General features: G+C 42.2%; 16 protein-coding genes. 14 read left to right on the top strand and 2 right to left on the bottom strand.

Annotation, left to right across the window (positions count from 1 at the left end; genetic code table 11):
• Positions 1-100: 100 nt before the first annotated feature.
• Genes filB through filF form a run of 5 tightly spaced genes read left to right on the top strand, consistent with a single transcriptional unit; the run spans position 101 to position 6,992 of the window.
• Complete coding sequence (filB, locus tag AC5EUN_RS13395) at positions 101-934, top strand: putative pilus system C39 family peptidase FilB (RefSeq protein WP_004695004.1); 834 nt, start codon at positions 101-103, stop codon at positions 932-934.
• Positions 935-994: 60 nt separating this feature from the next.
• A complete protein-coding gene (filC, locus tag AC5EUN_RS13390) occupies positions 995-2,128 on the top strand; it encodes a putative pilus system protein FilC (RefSeq protein WP_010325971.1) in 1,134 nt (377 codons plus the stop codon).
• Positions 2,129-2,141: 13 nt separating this feature from the next.
• Positions 2,142-3,806 carry a putative pilus system OmpP1/FadL family transporter FilD gene (gene filD / locus AC5EUN_RS13385; RefSeq protein WP_004984191.1) on the top strand — a complete coding sequence of 555 codons (1,665 nt, stop codon included), beginning with the start codon at positions 2,142-2,144 and terminating at the stop codon, positions 3,804-3,806.
• A 29-nt stretch (positions 3,807-3,835) separates the two neighbouring features.
• Entirely contained in the window at positions 3,836-5,053 is a 1,218-nt protein-coding gene (gene filE, locus AC5EUN_RS13380) for a putative pilus assembly protein FilE (protein WP_493352378.1), read from the top strand.
• Between the two features lie 19 nt (positions 5,054-5,072).
• Entirely contained in the window at positions 5,073-6,992 is a 1,920-nt protein-coding gene (gene filF, locus AC5EUN_RS13375; RefSeq protein ID WP_010325973.1) for a putative pilus system protein FilF, read from the top strand.
• A 59-nt stretch (positions 6,993-7,051) separates the two neighbouring features.
• On the opposite strand, the gene AC5EUN_RS13370 is transcribed toward filF, so the two are convergent.
• Complete coding sequence (locus AC5EUN_RS13370; protein ID WP_010325974.1) at positions 7,052-7,600, bottom strand: NUDIX hydrolase; 549 nt, start codon at positions 7,598-7,600, stop codon at positions 7,052-7,054.
• A gap of 123 nt (positions 7,601-7,723) precedes the next feature.
• Between AC5EUN_RS13370 and AC5EUN_RS13365 the strand changes: the two genes are divergently transcribed.
• From AC5EUN_RS13365 to AC5EUN_RS13325, 9 genes are all read left to right on the top strand, one after another.
• Positions 7,724-8,326, top strand: a complete 603-nt coding sequence (locus AC5EUN_RS13365) for an NUDIX hydrolase (protein WP_010325975.1) — start codon at positions 7,724-7,726, stop codon at positions 8,324-8,326.
• A 23-nt stretch (positions 8,327-8,349) separates the two neighbouring features.
• Positions 8,350-8,880, top strand: coding sequence for a gamma carbonic anhydrase family protein (locus tag AC5EUN_RS13360; protein WP_010325976.1), 531 nt, complete (start codon positions 8,350-8,352; stop codon positions 8,878-8,880).
• A gap of 129 nt (positions 8,881-9,009) precedes the next feature.
• The gene (tsaB, locus tag AC5EUN_RS13355; protein WP_010325977.1) at positions 9,010-9,675 is read left to right on the top strand and encodes a tRNA (adenosine(37)-N6)-threonylcarbamoyltransferase complex dimerization subunit type 1 TsaB; all 666 of its coding nucleotides are present in this window, start codon (positions 9,010-9,012) and stop codon (positions 9,673-9,675) included.
• Between the two features lie 13 nt (positions 9,676-9,688).
• Positions 9,689-10,513, top strand: a complete 825-nt coding sequence (locus AC5EUN_RS13350) for an undecaprenyl-diphosphate phosphatase (RefSeq protein WP_010325978.1) — start codon at positions 9,689-9,691, stop codon at positions 10,511-10,513.
• Entirely contained in the window at positions 10,507-11,325 is an 819-nt protein-coding gene (locus AC5EUN_RS13345) for a class I SAM-dependent methyltransferase (protein ID WP_010325979.1), read from the top strand. The genes AC5EUN_RS13350 and AC5EUN_RS13345 overlap by 7 nt, the downstream gene beginning before the upstream one ends.
• Before the next feature lie 123 nt (positions 11,326-11,448).
• Entirely contained in the window at positions 11,449-12,825 is a 1,377-nt protein-coding gene (locus tag AC5EUN_RS13340; protein ID WP_010325980.1) for a C13 family peptidase, read from the top strand.
• 23 nt (positions 12,826-12,848) lie between these two features.
• On the top strand, positions 12,849-13,685 hold the full coding sequence (fghA, locus tag AC5EUN_RS13335) for an S-formylglutathione hydrolase (RefSeq protein ID WP_010325981.1): 837 nt from the start codon (positions 12,849-12,851) through the stop codon (positions 13,683-13,685).
• A 126-nt stretch (positions 13,686-13,811) separates the two neighbouring features.
• Complete coding sequence (locus tag AC5EUN_RS13330; RefSeq protein WP_010325982.1) at positions 13,812-14,921, top strand: YjgN family protein; 1,110 nt, start codon at positions 13,812-13,814, stop codon at positions 14,919-14,921.
• Positions 14,922-14,931: 10 nt separating this feature from the next.
• Positions 14,932-15,987, top strand: a complete 1,056-nt coding sequence (locus AC5EUN_RS13325; RefSeq protein ID WP_010325983.1) for a M48 family metallopeptidase — start codon at positions 14,932-14,934, stop codon at positions 15,985-15,987.
• 17 nt (positions 15,988-16,004) lie between these two features.
• Here the strand turns inward: AC5EUN_RS13325 and AC5EUN_RS13320 are convergent, their stop codons facing one another.
• The gene (locus AC5EUN_RS13320; protein WP_010325984.1) at positions 16,005-16,280 is read right to left on the bottom strand and encodes a DUF2218 domain-containing protein; all 276 of its coding nucleotides are present in this window, start codon (positions 16,278-16,280) and stop codon (positions 16,005-16,007) included.
• Positions 16,281-16,291 lie beyond the last annotated feature (11 nt).

Below are 16,291 nucleotides of genomic sequence, written 5' to 3'. Positions count from 1 at the left end.
GATAAAACGCAGTATCTTCTTGAATGTATGGATATAGAGTATTAACTCTAAAAACAAAAAATGGGCGGGATGCCTATATTATTAAAAAAAGTAAAAAGCTATGTTAGAGATCGCATTGGGCTCAGCAATGATGTATTACTTTGCCACCGAAGCCTTTGATATTAAGAAAAAACCAGCGGAAGCGGTTTACTATACTGAAGTTTTAGACTCTCGAAATGCATCTTTTACCAGAATGCATCATGAACCTGTCCTAATTAACCCTGCTGTAGAAGACCAATTTCGAGGCATTGTCCGTCAAGCTTATGACTATAGTTGTGGTTCAGCAGCACTGACCACCTTAATCAATGGCTATGTCGGTGCTCAACTTACAGAACAACAAACCATGGATGGCTTGCTTCGCTATGGCGAATATGAGCGAATTATTGAGCGTCGTAGTTTTTCTTTATTGGACATGAAACGCTTTGTGACTGCACTTGGCTTAGAAAGTGGAGGCTACAAGGGGGAATTTGAAGATTTGGTCAAGCAAGGTCAACCTGCCATTGTTCCAATTTCTTATGCTGGTTTTAAACATTTTGTGGTGTATAAGGGCTATAAAGATGGACGGGTCTATGTTGCCGATCCTGCCTTAGGAAATATTAGTTTTGATGAACAACGTTTCAAGGATGTTTGGGAAAATAACACGTTGTTTTTAATTAATGTTCCGACTGAAATGCGTAAAAATATGTTGGCTTTACAGGAAGCCGATCTGCGACATGTAGATGATGCTACGGTCAATCGCTATGCACTCGTCGATATTCAATATCCGCAACACTATATGGAAAAAATAGCCGATCGTGCATCTACAATTCGCCTAGAGCGTAATAAAAATAAAGAGTCGGAATACTATGGACAGCCGACGTACAATTTTCTCAGGCTTTATTATAAAAACAAATAAAGTGTGAAAAAAATAAAACAAGAACAAAGGTGTAGCTAAGGGACAATGATGAAGACATGGATGAATAAAACACTGCTCGCAGTGAGTGTGCAGATGATTCTTGGGGTGGCCTATGCTGCGGAAGAACCGAGCTTAGGAGGATATGAAACCGTTGAGGTAGAACAAACTACTGAGCAAGCACAAGATCAAGTTGGGTCGGATCAAACCACTGCGCCCGCACAACCAGAAAAGCCAGCATCTGTAAACACTGGAAGTGTTGAGCAAGCAGCGTCGTCTGCATTGCAACAGCAAGAGGGTGATGCAACTAAAGAGACCAACTTAGAAGAAGTTTTTACCTCAAATGAACGTCAGTATTCATTAATTAAACAAGGTGAGATTTCATCTTATTACGACATCGATTATACCTATTACCGAGATACTCAACTGGATTTAGAGATGGCACAAGGTCAGCTCTATCAACTGCGGGTACAAGAAAATGCAACACACAGTCTAACCAATACCTTTACGGCACAATATGGTTTAAGAGATAACTTAACCTTAACAGCATCATTGCCTTTGGTTGCCAAAACTGACTTATTAAAAGACACCTCTACAGCGGGTCTTGGGGACATTTCCTTTGGTGCACGTTGGGAACCGTTTCCACTCAAAGCTGGCCGTTTGCCTTTAATTTTATTTGGTAACGTATCTACTAAAACTGGGGATAGTCCTTATGAAATTAATGCTACTTCAGACTTAGCAACAGGCAAGGGGTATTATTCAGCAGGTGTTGGAGCAAGTACGCGTAAATATATTGATCCCGTGGTGCTGTTTGCATCGGTCTCTGCAAACTATGGTTTCAAAGAATCGGGCTTAGATCAGCGCCGCGGTAGCCGTGTGATTGAAGCGTTTGAACCTGGGATTAGTGGTGGTTTTGCCTTCGGTTTTGCCTATTCCTTTAACTATGATGTCTCAATGACGATGTCATACCAACAAAGTTTCAATACTGGGGCTGAATTTACCTATAGCTCGGGGGAAAGTTACTCTCCAGCAGATCAAACCAGTTCAACTTTTGCGATTTCCTTAGGTGTACGCGTTTCACCTGAAACAATTGTGAATGGGACGGTTGGCCTTGGTTTAACAGAAGATGCGCCTGATGTTTCATTAGGGTTGTCTTTCCCGTTAGATATTCTTGGTTTTGGAAAAAAGCTTAAATAATAGGGGGAGTCGTATGAAAAATATCCGACTTAGCCCTTTGGTGTCTGCCATATTATTAACGGGCTATTCTAGTGTTACCTTTGCTGCTTTAGGACAAAACTTATCAGTTGATATTCGCTCTTTGGCAATGGGAAATGCGGTCACTGCTGATCCACCTGGGATTAGTGCTATTCACTTTAACCCAGCAGCACTAACCAAAATTGAAGGTTTGCAAACGGATGTGCAAGGTATTCTCGCTGATTTTAATATCGAGCGTGAGTTCTCTGTTCCCGCAGGTTATAACGTGTTTGGCTATTCAGATGACCCAATTGTTTGTAATGATGGGCCTGAAGTTGATGCCGATATCTGTACCGACTTTAAAGGGCCCGTCCGCGGTGATGTTGAATACCCGAGCTTATATGTCCCTGGTTTAAAGAAAATGGTGGACTTGGGTAAAGGTATGCCTGTGGCTGCCCCGACTGCGGGTATAGCATATAATCCGCCTGGCTCTAAAATGACGTTTGCAACAGCTATGTATGCGCCATTAATTGCAGGATTCGGTGCGGAAGATGGCAATCCTGGCAATTTTATGGGTCAACAAGTTGCGCTAGAACGGATCACCTATTTATCACCGTCTATGGCCTACCAAATCAATGATCAACTTTCCATTGGTGGTTCAATTGGGATGTCTTATCAAGCTTTGGCATTAAAAAATGATCTACGTTTTCCCAATGAGTTGATTGGGATGCTGCGTATGATTGATGATGTCGTTTGTACCCCGTTCAAAGAAAACTCTGATGTGATTACCGACATTCTCTTGCTGGGCATGTGTAATGCTGAAGAGGGAATGAATCCTTTTGGGCGCTTTGGTCAACTTGAACTTTCAGCAGAACAATCTCTGAGTCCAAGCTATAACTTAGGTGTACTGTGGGAGCCGACAGAAGATTTTAGTTTTGGTGTGGTCTACCAAAGTGCCGCAAAAATGCGGATGAAAGGTAAATATCACATAGACAATGCTAAAGCACCACAAGAACTCATTAAGGGATTGATGTCCTCCCCAACAGGGCAGATTCTGGCTGCAGTTTTAGGTTTTCCAAGTTCAGTACCAGCCAGTGAGTCGGGTCTGGTATCAATGGATTTAGAATATCCAGCACATTTCCAAGCGGGTATTAAATATAAACTTTTACCCGATTTACAAGTCAATGTCGATGTAGGTTGGACCGACTATAAAGCATGGGACAAATTTAAATTTGAATTTGACCGTCAAGTTTCGGCGCTCAAAATTGCAAAATTGCTTTCAGCCAATATTTCAGATAGTAGTTTGGCTTTGCCTTTGGCATTTGAGTCACCATGGAACTACGGTATTGGGATTGAATATTCAGCAACAGATCGTTTAAAACTCCGTGCAGGCTATGAGCCACGGACCAGTGCGATACCTGATGATAAACGGAATACGATGGTGCCGATTAACAATGCACGCTTGTTTGGTTTGGGTGTTGGTTATCGTTTTGATGCAGATACTGATTTAGATCTATCGATTGGTTTTTTGCAAAGCCGAGATAAAATTCCTGCAAATTCTAGTAGCTTAGCGAACCAAACTGGGGTAAATAATATTTTATTAAACCCGTATGCCGGTTTAAATGTAAAAACAGATACAACCATTACGATTTTAGGGTTGAACTATAGAACACGGTGGTAAGCACATTGAATACAATAAAAAGGATTTTATTGCCCTCATCACTATGCTTATTGGGTTGGATTTCGAGTGCAAGTTTTGCGGGAGAGTTTTTTACGATTATTGGTCCAGATGGTAGACCGATGGTGGTACAAGGCAAAGCCAGTGAGTCCCCAGATAAGCAAGTGAAACAGGGTCGTAAGCAGGAAGAAAAGGAAACGCGTGAAGTCTCTGAGGTCAGAGTACCAGTACTAATGCCCGCTCAGGAATTTGCACCACAGCCGATACAGCCAATAACCGAAATGAAGGCTCATTTACCAGATACAAAGCCTGCGCCAAAAAAGAAACTTTCTGCTGAGAAGCAAGTCACTTCTTCTACAGTGATTCAGGCTGAGCGTCCATTAAGCAAAACTGAAACCAAGGTGCTGGTTCAACAAAAAGTGATTGAAACCACTCAGCAGATCCCGCAAGCCCCAGTGAGTAGTACTCAAACCATTAAGCCTGCATCAACGCCTCAAAGCATAACTCATACGGATTCGGTAAGTGCAGAGAAATCAATAGCATCCTCAAGCATGTTTAATCAAATGGATGGAACTGATTACGTTCGCAATGAATATTTAGAAGACCGTGAATTTAACTTAGAAGGCAAACGTCGTTTTTATACCATGCCTGAAGGGGTGATTGATCATAAAACTGGAGCGACTCGTTTTCAGGTCATTGAGCGAGAAAAAGGAGTGAGTAAATCTGTCCTTAACACTATGTTTAAACCAAAGCAAAAAGAAAACTTAGCACCGATTGCCTTAGCATCGACCTATTACCGAATGTCACAACAAGACACGATCGCTAGCTTAGGACAAACTTGTTTTAAGGATAAAAAGCTGAGAAAAGCAAAAAGCTTACAAGCCAATCACGATATTAATGTTTGGCCGAAAAAGCCGATCAAAGAAAATTTTGAATTTGAAATCATCAAAGTGGACAGCAATATTCAAAATATTCAATTAAATTCGTATGCATCTACACAAAATGATCCCACATTTTATTGGCCTTTTGCTGTGTTCTTAGACCAAAATGCCTGTGTGCTTGAAGGGGCAGGAGGGTTTAAAAATGATGAAAACTCACCCTCTATGCTATCGCATGAAATGATCGCAGGTATTTTACATGTACCTGAACAAAGTCATTATTTATTGTTGACACCACTCTCTTCTACTGTAGATGTCGAACATAAAGTTCTAACCAATCACGGTCAGTTAAAATTAATCGCAATTCGCTAAAAATAAATAGAGTATGAAAATGCAAAAACAAATTTTATGGCCATTTACCTTGTCGACATTGGTTGTTGCCTTAGCTGGTTGTGGTGGAGAAAGTGCCAATGTGAATCCAGAGCCGAATCAAGTGAATTCTATCAACGGAAGCTGTTTGCTGAAAGATAAAAACTGTGTTGAGTTTGCCTTGGATTATCCAGTTGATGGGATTAACTTTGTCTGTAGTAGCGACCCCGATAATACGTATATGACTTTGATGGAGCCGAAAACCAATGCGGCAACAGGTCGGTGCTCTGAAGGGGACAAAATTCACTTCTTGTTGACTGGAAGTTCGGATAAACAAGTCGAACTCGGTACAGTTCCTTTGTCTGAAATTGGCAATGTGAGTACGGTTTCAGCTTCACTGCCACGCCTCAGTATTTTAGATATGGCAAAAGGGTTAAATGGTGGAACGGCTGCAACCAGTTTGAGTCCAAACGATAAGACCGTAAAAATTGCGATGGCTTTGGCGAAAATTTTTCAAGCTTTAGGTCTAGAGCGTGGTGCTGGGGTGGTTGGGGATGTACAACCCTTTGGTATTTTAGCCTCTAAAAAAGCTGACTTATCACTCCTCTTGACATCGATTAGTGCTGAAGATTATGCATCAGGAGCATACGTAGATAAAATCCGACCATGGATTGATGTCAGTCAAGTCAGCAATGAGGATGCTTTTAAAGTGGTCCAAACATTGGTGCTCATGAATAACTCTGCCACCTATCAAGCGGACTTCCCGATTTTTGCAAATGCCCTATCGGACAAGACAGGGATTGGTTTACCGCAAGGCTTATATGGTTGTAATGCTACAGACTGCAAGACTAGTCCTGCTAATCTTCGCCATTTAATTGGAAGTTTTATTATTTTAACGGATCGACAAGGTTATACCTTTGGTTCAGGTGTACAGTGGCGTGGACCATTAAAAGAACAATTAGGCAGTGATTTGGCAACCAGTGTGACGGTCGATTTACTGAAAAATATTGAACCTGCCAAAATGAATGCTTTAGCGCAAACGTCTTGGATTAACCCCTTAACTAAAAGTATTCAGCAACCGTTTAAGTTTAACCTGACAGATCCAAATTCGGATGATTTCACCATTACCCAAGGCAAGTTGTTTAATGACTATCTAATTGCAGGGACGGAAAAATTTTATAAACAATTAACCAAGGATCCGAATGCTAGCCCATCATCCTATGGTTTATGGCAGCAAAACTATGGCACAGATACCTTCAAAGGTTCATTTGATGCCTTTAAAATTTTTCCAATTGGCTATTTAGATAATGATGTATTTAAGTCGAAGAGCAATGTAGCGGCTGGGCAGAAGTATATTTTTCCACTGTATGCCAACTTAATTTTTAAGGCAAAAAACTCTAGTGATAGCGTAGCCTTAGGTATTGCAATTGATGAGTCGGGAGATATTCGTACTGATATGCAGTCCGCTAGTAATAAAACGACGGCGTGTACACCGCTACTAACAACGGGTGCAACCTTAACGACAGATAACAATCAAATACAGTACCGAATTGGGACATTGGGTGCGACAGATACTTCAAATAAAGCGGTAACCTTCCGTATCCTCTTGGCAAATCCTATCTTTGATAAAATTGATGGTGCAGTTATTGGTGCAAATACCAATATTGTAAGTGATGTGAATAGTGAAGGAAAACAGACCTCTACAGTGATTGGTGGAGCACGTGTTAATCTCGGTAATTTATTGTCTGCCAATGTTAATGAAAGTGCTTATATTTCCCTCAGTGATTTTTCTGGTGCAGGGGTAAAGTGGACCAATATCTATAAGGCGTATTTGAGTAATTATTATGAAAAAAATAGCATTGCCAATCAAGCAGCCGCAGACTTTCGTGAGGGTGAGGTTTCAATTGACATTGCTGATTGCTATAAGGTCTTAGCCAAATAATATCGTTGTAAATACAAAAAAGCCCATCATCGATGGGCTTTTTTTGATATTAGGCAACATTAACCTGTATGGTCTAAGCGTGTACCTAGGGTTTCGAGATGAAGATTAAATTGATTACTTTTACGGTCGGCAAAATAGTGACGTAAGGTATGTTCGACACTTGGGAAAGCCAGTTCTGACCACGGAATTTCATCTTCTTCAAATAAACGACATTCAATGCTTTCTTCGCCAGCACCGAATTTTCCATCCACTAAGTTCGCTTTAAAGAGCACATAAATTTGACCAATACGCGGAATATTGTACATGCAATATAGCTGTTCAATTTCAACTTCCGCTTCAGCTTCTTCACGAGTTTCTCGTGCAGCACCTTGTTCCATGGTTTCAAACAATTCCATGTAACCTGCTGGTAATGTCCATAGCCCATAACGCGGTTCAATAGCGCGGCGGCATAACAATACTTTATTTTCCCAAAGTGCGAGTGCGCCACAAATCACTTTAGGGTTCACATAATGAATAGAACTACAAGAGGTGCAAACACGACGCAATTGATGGTCGCCAAGAGGGATTTGTTCTGTTGTTTTTTGTCCGCAATTGCTGCAAAAGTCCATATTCATCATCAATGATAAAGTTCAGACTCAGCATAACTTAAAAATTAAATTTTGGCATCATTTCTCTTTTTTCAGTATCAAATTCAGCTATGATGAAAAAAAGAATGATGGGGACGACGTTCAATGGATGAACATTCATTAACACGCATACTGCAGCAACAGTTACGGTTTTCAAACAAAATTAAATCGGCAGATGCAGCTGTGTTAATCGCGATCACCAATGAAGACAATCCCAAAGTTTTACTGACCCGCCGCTCTGTTTACCTATCTAATCATGCTGGTGAAGTGTCTTTTCCTGGCGGAAAAAGAGATCCGCAAGATACCAGTAATATCGTGGTTGCCTTGCGTGAAGCTTATGAAGAGACCGCATTGAATCCTTTTGATGTACAGCTGCTCGGTGATTTGCCGATGCAAAAGGCCCGTAATGGCATGCTAGTCAAACCTGTGGTCGGGCTGATTCCGCCTGAAGTCGAATTGGTTGCCCAGCCGACAGAAATTGATCGTATTTTCTTTGCATCACTTAAACAGCTGATGGAAGGGCCTGCTGTGCCTTATGAAGTTCGTTTTGCCCATCAATCTCTCTATTTTCCCAGTATGCGGGTGGAAAATGAAATTGTTTGGGGGCTGACAGCACGGATGCTTGTTACATTATTTCAATATGGTTTGGGTTACCATAAAGAGTGGCCATTTTTAGTCAATTCACCGACATTTCGGTTGTCCAAGTAAGTTTAATATTTTAAGGAAGAGATATGCTGTACAAATTTAAAGGTCATGCCCCACAAGCGATGCATCAACCATGGAATGGCTGGGTTGCGGAAAATGCCACAGTTATCGGTCAAGTCGAATTGGGGCAGCAAGTCAGTATTTGGTTTGGAGCAGTCGTACGTGCAGACAATTGCAAAATTCGTTTAGGTGACTTTACCAATATTCAGGAAAATGCGGTTTTACATACCGATGCTGGGATTGAAATGAATATTGGCAATTATGTCACGATTGGGCATCAAGCTATGTTGCATGGTTGCACCGTGGGGGATAACAGTCTGATTGGGATTAATGCCGTAGTTTTAAACAATGCCATGATTGGTAAAAATTGTATTATTGGCGCAAATGCACTGATTCCGGAAGGTAAAGTCATTCCAGATAATTCTCTGGTTATGGGCTCACCGGGTAAAGTCGTCAAAACTTTGGATGAAACGGCTGAAGCTCGTTTGAAAATGAGTGCACTGCATTATGCAGAACACTTTAAACAATTTATCGATTTAGAGCCGGCACAGTTATAAGCTTACTTTTTCCCATTCAGCCTAGATTTTTCTAGGCTTTTTTAGCTCTATTCCGAGAACATCTCGCCTAGTGCTTTTGAGTGGAGTATCATAGCCACGTTTTTATAGATTAAATCATTAAGGTTGTGCATGAAAGTGCTGGCATTGGAATCTGCAAATGAGCAGTGTTCCGTCTCTATTGTAGATGAAAATCAAGAACTTTTTTTCCAATTGGATACGCGCGCAAAAGCACAAACGCAAACGATTCTGCCAATGATTGAACAAGGGTTTTTACAGTTGGATATAAAGACAGAAGATTTGTCTTGTATCGCTTTTAGTCGTGGTCCTGGTTCTTTTAGCGGCGTTCGTATTAATGCCGCCGTGACTCAAGCTTTGGCATGGTCGAATGATTTGCCTGTGGTTCCTGTTTCAACTTTACAAGCGCTCGCACAAGCTGCACATCGTGTGCACGGTCTAACCACAGTCACCGCAGTTTTAGACGCTCGCATGAGTGAAGTCTATATTGCAAGTTTTCAATTAGATACGGACGGCATCATGCAAGCCGTCGATGAAGAACAGCTTCTAAGCTATGCCGCGGCTACTGAATGTACACCGTTTACTTTAGTTGGTTCAGGCGCAACCTTAATTGATCCATCACAAATACAATACAAAGATTTAAGTGCAACTGCGCAAGATATTGCCACAATTGCGCGCAAGAATGCACAGCAACAACACTGGGTGAGTGCTGAACTTGCACTTCCAGTCTATTTACGTGATAACGCTTGGAAAAAAATCCCGGAACAGGGCAAAGCATAATTAGGGTTTTTTTATGGATCTTTTACTGCTGCTCAAAGCGGCAATTATGGGTATTGTTGAAGGTATTACTGAATTCTTACCCATTTCGAGTACTGGACATTTAATTTTAGCTTCAGAACTTATGAATTTTTGGACCAAAGAAAAAAGTGATGTCTTTGTGATCGCCATTCAAATGGGGGCAATTGCAGCCGTCATTTATGAATATTGGACACGTTTGTGGGGGGCAGCAACGGGAATTTTTAGTGGTGAACCCCAAGGTCGCCGTCTCGGGATTGGGCTAATTTTAGCGTCGATTCCTATTGTGCTGATTGGTTTGACATTTGGTCAAACGGTGAAAGAGCTTTTATTTAATGATATTGCGATTGCTATTGGTTTGATTGTGGGTGGCTTGATTATTATTTGGATTGAAAAGCATCCACCACAAGAGCGCGTGCATGAAGTTGAAGACCTGAGTGTAAAAGATGCGATTTGGATTGGTCTGATTCAAGTGCTGTCTTTAATTCCAGGGACATCACGTTCGGGGGCAACCATTATTGGCGCGATGTTCTTAGGTGTATCGCGCAAAGCAGCCACTGAGTTTTCATTCTTCTTGGGTATTCCAGTAATTATTGGTGCGGGTCTGTTAGATTTGTACCAAAGTGCGCATGTGTTTGACGGACAACAAGATTGGATCGTATTGGCAACAGGCATTATTGTTTCTTTTATCTCGGCTTTACTGTTGATTCGTGCTTTAGTCGCTTATGTGGCGAAGCGTGATTTCATGATTTTTGCATGGTATCGCATCGCTTCAGGCTTAGTGATTCTACTGTTTGCCTTTACGGGTTGGAAGTTATGGTAGGCCCAATGCGCTTATATGTGGAACAAGAGCATTTAGAAAAAGCACAGCACTATGTTGCTGTGCTTTTTTCTCGTGGTGTCGAAGTCAGCATCGAAGTCGCCGAAAAGTTAAATGCACGTTTCTTCCGTTTTCATCCTGAACTGGGTCTGTGTGCCGATGCCGATGGGCTTTGGCTTTGTGCCAATGGCATGAAAATGCAGCCGGATTGGAAAGCTGAAGTTCCACGTTTAAAGCGTGCGTCGTTAAAGTCTGAAATGATTGCTCGTGCTTGCCACTTGACTGAAAAACCTAAGCTCATTGATGCAACGGCAGGGCTTGGGCATGATTCACTGCTCATGGCACATTTAGGCGCCAATGTCACTTTGGTAGAACGCCATCCCATTTTATTCACCTTGTTAGAGTCAAGTAAGGAACAGGCTTTGCAGGATGCATTTTTAAATCCCGTGGTGACTCGAATTGACTTGGTTTTTTCAGATTCCGAAGAGTATTTGCAGCAACAAGCAGAGCAGGGCAATAAGGTCGATGTGGTTTATCTAGATCCGATGTTTCCACAACGTGATCAAAACCAGCAAGCGGTGAAAAAACAGGCGCAAGTGAAAAAGCAAATGCAGCTTTTACATATGTTATTGCCTGAAGATGGTGAAATGGATCTGGGCGATAATCTGCTTGGCTTAGCGCAAAAAGTGGCAAAACGGGTGGTGGTCAAACGTCCTCGCTTGGCCGTATTTTTGGCAAATCAAGAAACCACTCATCAGTGGCTAGGGGATGCATGCCGTTTTGATGCCTATTTTCAGCATGAACGCTTAGACTGAAGTGGAAGACTGCTTCAAAAGTATGCAAAGATTTGTTATATAATTAAAAACATCATTGATAAAATGCTGATCAAGCATAAACTTAGTGTGTCCCTACGCAAGTCACAATTTAATTAGAATCTTATGATCGACTTCAAACCCTCCATCAACTTTTGGCATGATTTTAAAAGCAACCAAACTGCGGGGATGTGGTTGTTTCTAGGTTCACGACGCTCTTTGCAAATTGTCCATCCTTCGATTATGCAGCTCATCTTCTGGGGAATTTTAGGTGGCTCAGCCAATACTTTATTTAGCTGGTTGAGCGCAGGAGAGATCGGTGACTTTAACCCACAAGGTTTGGTCAGTTACGCACTTTGGCCTTTCATTGCCCTGATTGTCGGGATTTTTCTGTCTCAACGGGTGAATAATCCGCGTTTGATGTTGGTACCAGCATTGCTTTGGCTCGTGTTGGATACGCATATCGCGTTATTACAAAGTTTTATCCAATATTTGGGCATGATTGATGTCCTGCCGTATTTCTTCTACGACTACCTGCCGAATGTGTTCATGGTACTGTTTGTCTGGCAGAGTTTGGCTGTGGTGTGGGTGTTTTCACGTGAGCTGAAATGGCCTTGGTGGGAGCGTGCTCTGATTGTCTTGGCTACGCTGTTTACCCTTGTGGTTTGGCAAATGTCAGTGACCAGTCAGCCGATTTGGAAAGTAGAAGAAACGCCACCAACCTTTGCAGAAGATGCCTTTTATGCACAAAGTCGTTTACTGAATAAAGCACTAGAGTCTGTGCAATATGGTGAATTTGCCCAGTCACATTGGTATTTCCTTGGTGTGGCGGGAGCGAGTTATCAAGATGTATTCCGTTCGGAAGTCGAGCGAATAAAAGAACAGTTCGATACGCGTTTTGGTACTTTGGGTCGTTCGATGATGTTGGTGAATAACCCTGCAACACGGACAGAAATTCCGATTGCCTCTAAACACAGTATTGAAATGTCACTGCGCCGTATGGGACAGCAAATGAACCGTGAAAGCGATGTGTTATTTTTATATATGACTTCGCATGGTTTACCGAACCAGTTCGAAATGGAAAATGCACCTTTAGACTTAACTCAGGTCGACCCGAAATGGTTACGCGAAACCTTAGATGCATCGGGTATTCGCTGGCGTGTGATTGTGATTTCATCGTGCTTCTCTGGAAGCTTTGTACCAGCATTGCAAAATGACAATACCTTGATCATTACTGCTTCGGCAGCAGACCGTCAGTCTTTTGGTTGTACCAATGAAGCCGATTATACTTATTTTGGTCGGGCGTTTTTCGATCAAGCAATGCGTGAACAAAACAGTATAGAAACTGCTTTTAGCCAAGCACAAAAGACTGTGAGCCAATGGGAAACAGCACAAGGTTTTGAACCCTCTGAACCTCAGTGGTCGATGGGTAAAAATATGGAGCTGATGCTTCCACAACTTGAACAGCGCTTGTTTCCACCTAAAGCTGTTACAACCCCTTAATTTGGATCTAAAAAGGAACCCTGATGGAATTAGTACAATCTAACCGTAGTTTTGATGGTGAACAGCGTATTTACCGATTTAATTCCATCAGCCTTCAAGGCGAGAGCAGGTTTGGTATTTATTTACCCGCTCAAGCGTTAGCGGGGCAAGCGTGTCCAACATTATTTTATTTGGCGGGTTTAACCTGTACCGAAGAAACCTTTGCCATTAAAGCGCACGCACAGCGTTTAGCAGCTCAGTTAGGTCTGGTTTTGGTAACGCCTGATACTTCTCCTCGTGGTGAACAGGTTGCGCAAGGTGATCATTGGGATATTGGGCAAGGGGCAGGTTTTTATATCAATGCCACCCAAGCACCGTGGGCTGAGCATTTCCAGATGGAAAGCTATATCGTTGAAGAGTTATATGATTTAGTGATTCAGCAATTTGCTGTACAAGCAGAGCGTATTGGGATTTTCGGGCACAGCATGGGCGGTCATGGCGCTTTAACCTTGGCCTTGAAATATCCTGAGAAGTTTAAGTCGGTGTCTGCATTTGCTCCGATTTGTGCACCAAGTCAATGTCCTTGGGGCGAAAAAGCGTTTTCAAACTATTTAGGTTCAGATCAAGCTGAGTGGTTGAAACATGATGCAACTGCTTTGGTCCAAACAAAAACAGCTCATTTTGCCGATATTTTAATTGATCAGGGTTTGAGTGATCAGTTTTATAGCCAGCTCAATCCTGCATTATTTCAGCAAGCCTGTCAGGCTGCGGGCCAGCCACTGACGCTTCGCGAACATGCAGGCTATGACCATGGTTATTACTTTATTCAAAGTTTTATCGATGATCACCTGCAGTTTCATGCCGTACAGCTCGAATCTTAAATCTTGATTTGTCATATTTATTCTTAATTTTTGACTAGAAATCATCCAGCACTGGCATTAACATGGTTGGGTGATTGATTTTTTGTTCTTAAAAAATAAAACAGTAAAATAATAGATAGGGTATACATGCAAAATTCAGAGGCATCTTTGCCACCTGTAGAGGCTTCTTTTGAAGCAAGCTGGCCACCTCCACCAGCCGTTCCCACGGATGAGCCAAACGCCTATTTGGGACAGACCTTTCGTTTCCAATTCCGTGGTAATGCCCGAGAGTACTTTGGCATTTGGATTGTGAATATCTTATTGACCATTGTTACCTTCAGTTTATATGCGCCTTGGGCGAAGGTTAGACGCTTACGCTATTTTTATGGCAACACGGTGTTTTATCGCCGCAAGTTTGATTTTACGGGTGTACCTACACGTATCCTGATTGGTCGAATTATTGCTTTGGGCGTGTACTTTGGCGCTTCAGCTTTGGCTCAGGTATCTTGGCAAGCTTCTTTAATTGGTTTCCTCATCATCTTTTTATTGGTTCCGTGGTTGGTGCGTTCAACCATTCGTTTCCGAGCGCGGAACAGTAAATTTGGCAATAGCCGTTTTTATTTTACAGGCACAACCAAAGAAGCCTATATCTTGGCGCTGAAAGGCATTTTGATTTACATCTTTACCCTCGGGATCTTTTTCCCAGTGCTGTTTTGGTATTTTAAAAAATACACGCTGGATAATTTACAACTTGGGCAGTTACGTTTTGAGCTACATGCCGATTGGCCTGACTATATGCGTGCTATGTACATCCCTGTGTTTTTGTTTATTGGAATCGTCTTTGTTTTAGGATTATTCGTTGCCTTCACTCTTCAAGTTGGGAGCAGTTCTCCAACCCAGTTTGGGATCATCGTGGCGGTGATTTATATGATTGCTGCTTTTATGATTTGGCCGTTGATGATGGCGCGTATTTTTATTACCACATGGAATAAAGCCACGTTGGGGCGTAGTCCTTTCCAAACGGACTGTGGTCAAATGCATTATGCATGGATCGTGATGACCAACTGGATTTTAAAAATTCTTTCGCTCGGTTTGTTATCGGCATGGGCTGCGGTGCGTTTGTATCAGTATCAAATTGAGTCATTAACTTTAACCCTAAAAAATGATCCAGATCGTATGTACAATTTGGCTCAAGATGACCCGAATGCGATAGCTGAAGAGCTGAGTGATATTTTTGACATCGATATTTCGCTATAACGAGGCTTAAATGCAGGAACAAAACATCATCTTTTACGATGGGCAGATTTCTAAGCCTTATCCAGCCACGATTGCACCGATAGATAGCGAAACGGTCTTGATCTGTTATAACCAGCAGCAACGTCGTTATTACTATGCCGATATGCAGTTGATTGGGGCATTGGGGCAGATTCAACCTGTGATTGAGTTGAAAGATGATGCACGGATTGAATTTCCACAAGCATTGCCTGACTGGTTTGAGTTGAACAAAAAGCATGTACAGCATTCGATTTGGAAATTAGAACGCTCACCAAGTCTCATCTTGTTTAGTGTTGTGTTTGTTGCCGCTTTTATCTTCGCCATTTTAAGATGGGGTATTCCAAGCGCAGCACATTATGTCGCGATGCAACTGCCTGCCGATACCATCTATAAACTCGGTGATGAAGCGCAAGAACAAGTATTTAAGCTGACGGGACCTTCGACTATCCCTCTTGCACGTCAAAAACAAATCATACAAAGCTATCAAGACCTTGTTGCCAATGGGCAACCTGCCAAAGTACTGTTTCGTGCAGGCGGACAAATTGGAACCAATGCGTTGGCCATTCCCAACAACACCATTATTCTGACCGATGAATTGGTTAATTTAGCCAAAGATGATCATGAAATTATTGGCGTTTTAGCACATGAGCAAGGGCACTTGGTCGAGCGACATAGCTTACAGCAAGCCTTATCCAGTTTAGGTTTTAGTGTGCTATTGATTGCGGTGACGGGGGACAGTTCGGCCTTATTTACAACTTTGCCCGTGGCTTTGGTTGGTGCCAGTTATTCACGCAATTTTGAAAGTGATGCGGACTTGTATGCCATGCAAGTGCTGGATAAAAACCATATCTCCAGCTTACATTTGGCAAAATTTTTAGCACGTATGGAAGATGATGCACGTGCCGAAGAGGAAGAAAAGCAGCCGCAAGGGAAGTCCGAAGAAGAGGAGGACGGTGGCATTGGTTCATTTTTCCAAAGTCACCCTGCGACCCAAGAGCGTATTGCAGCTATTCGCCAATTTAACCAACAGCAACGCTTATCAAACTAATTCATTCAGCCGTTGACTTAAACTTGTGTCCATGTTGCTGTGAGTGGCGTTTGTCCCATACGGATCAGGTGGTCTAAGACTACGTGCTCTAAGTGACTCAGTTTCTCTTCACTCGCCTCAATGCTGACATGTAAATGTTCGGCTTGAGGGCTTAACTGTACGCGGGCTTCAGGCATGATAATGGTAAAACTACTGGGTTCTTGTTCGATTTCAAACTTATGTTTCCAATGATTCACCAGTCGTTTTGCAATTCGAGCCGCATCTGTCGTGACAATATCCGCAGTACTTTTCATATTTACCTCGT

The organism is Acinetobacter sp. CAU_H_S170_2, from assembly GCF_058890445.1.
This window is presented reverse-complemented; position numbering and strand designations above follow the sequence as displayed.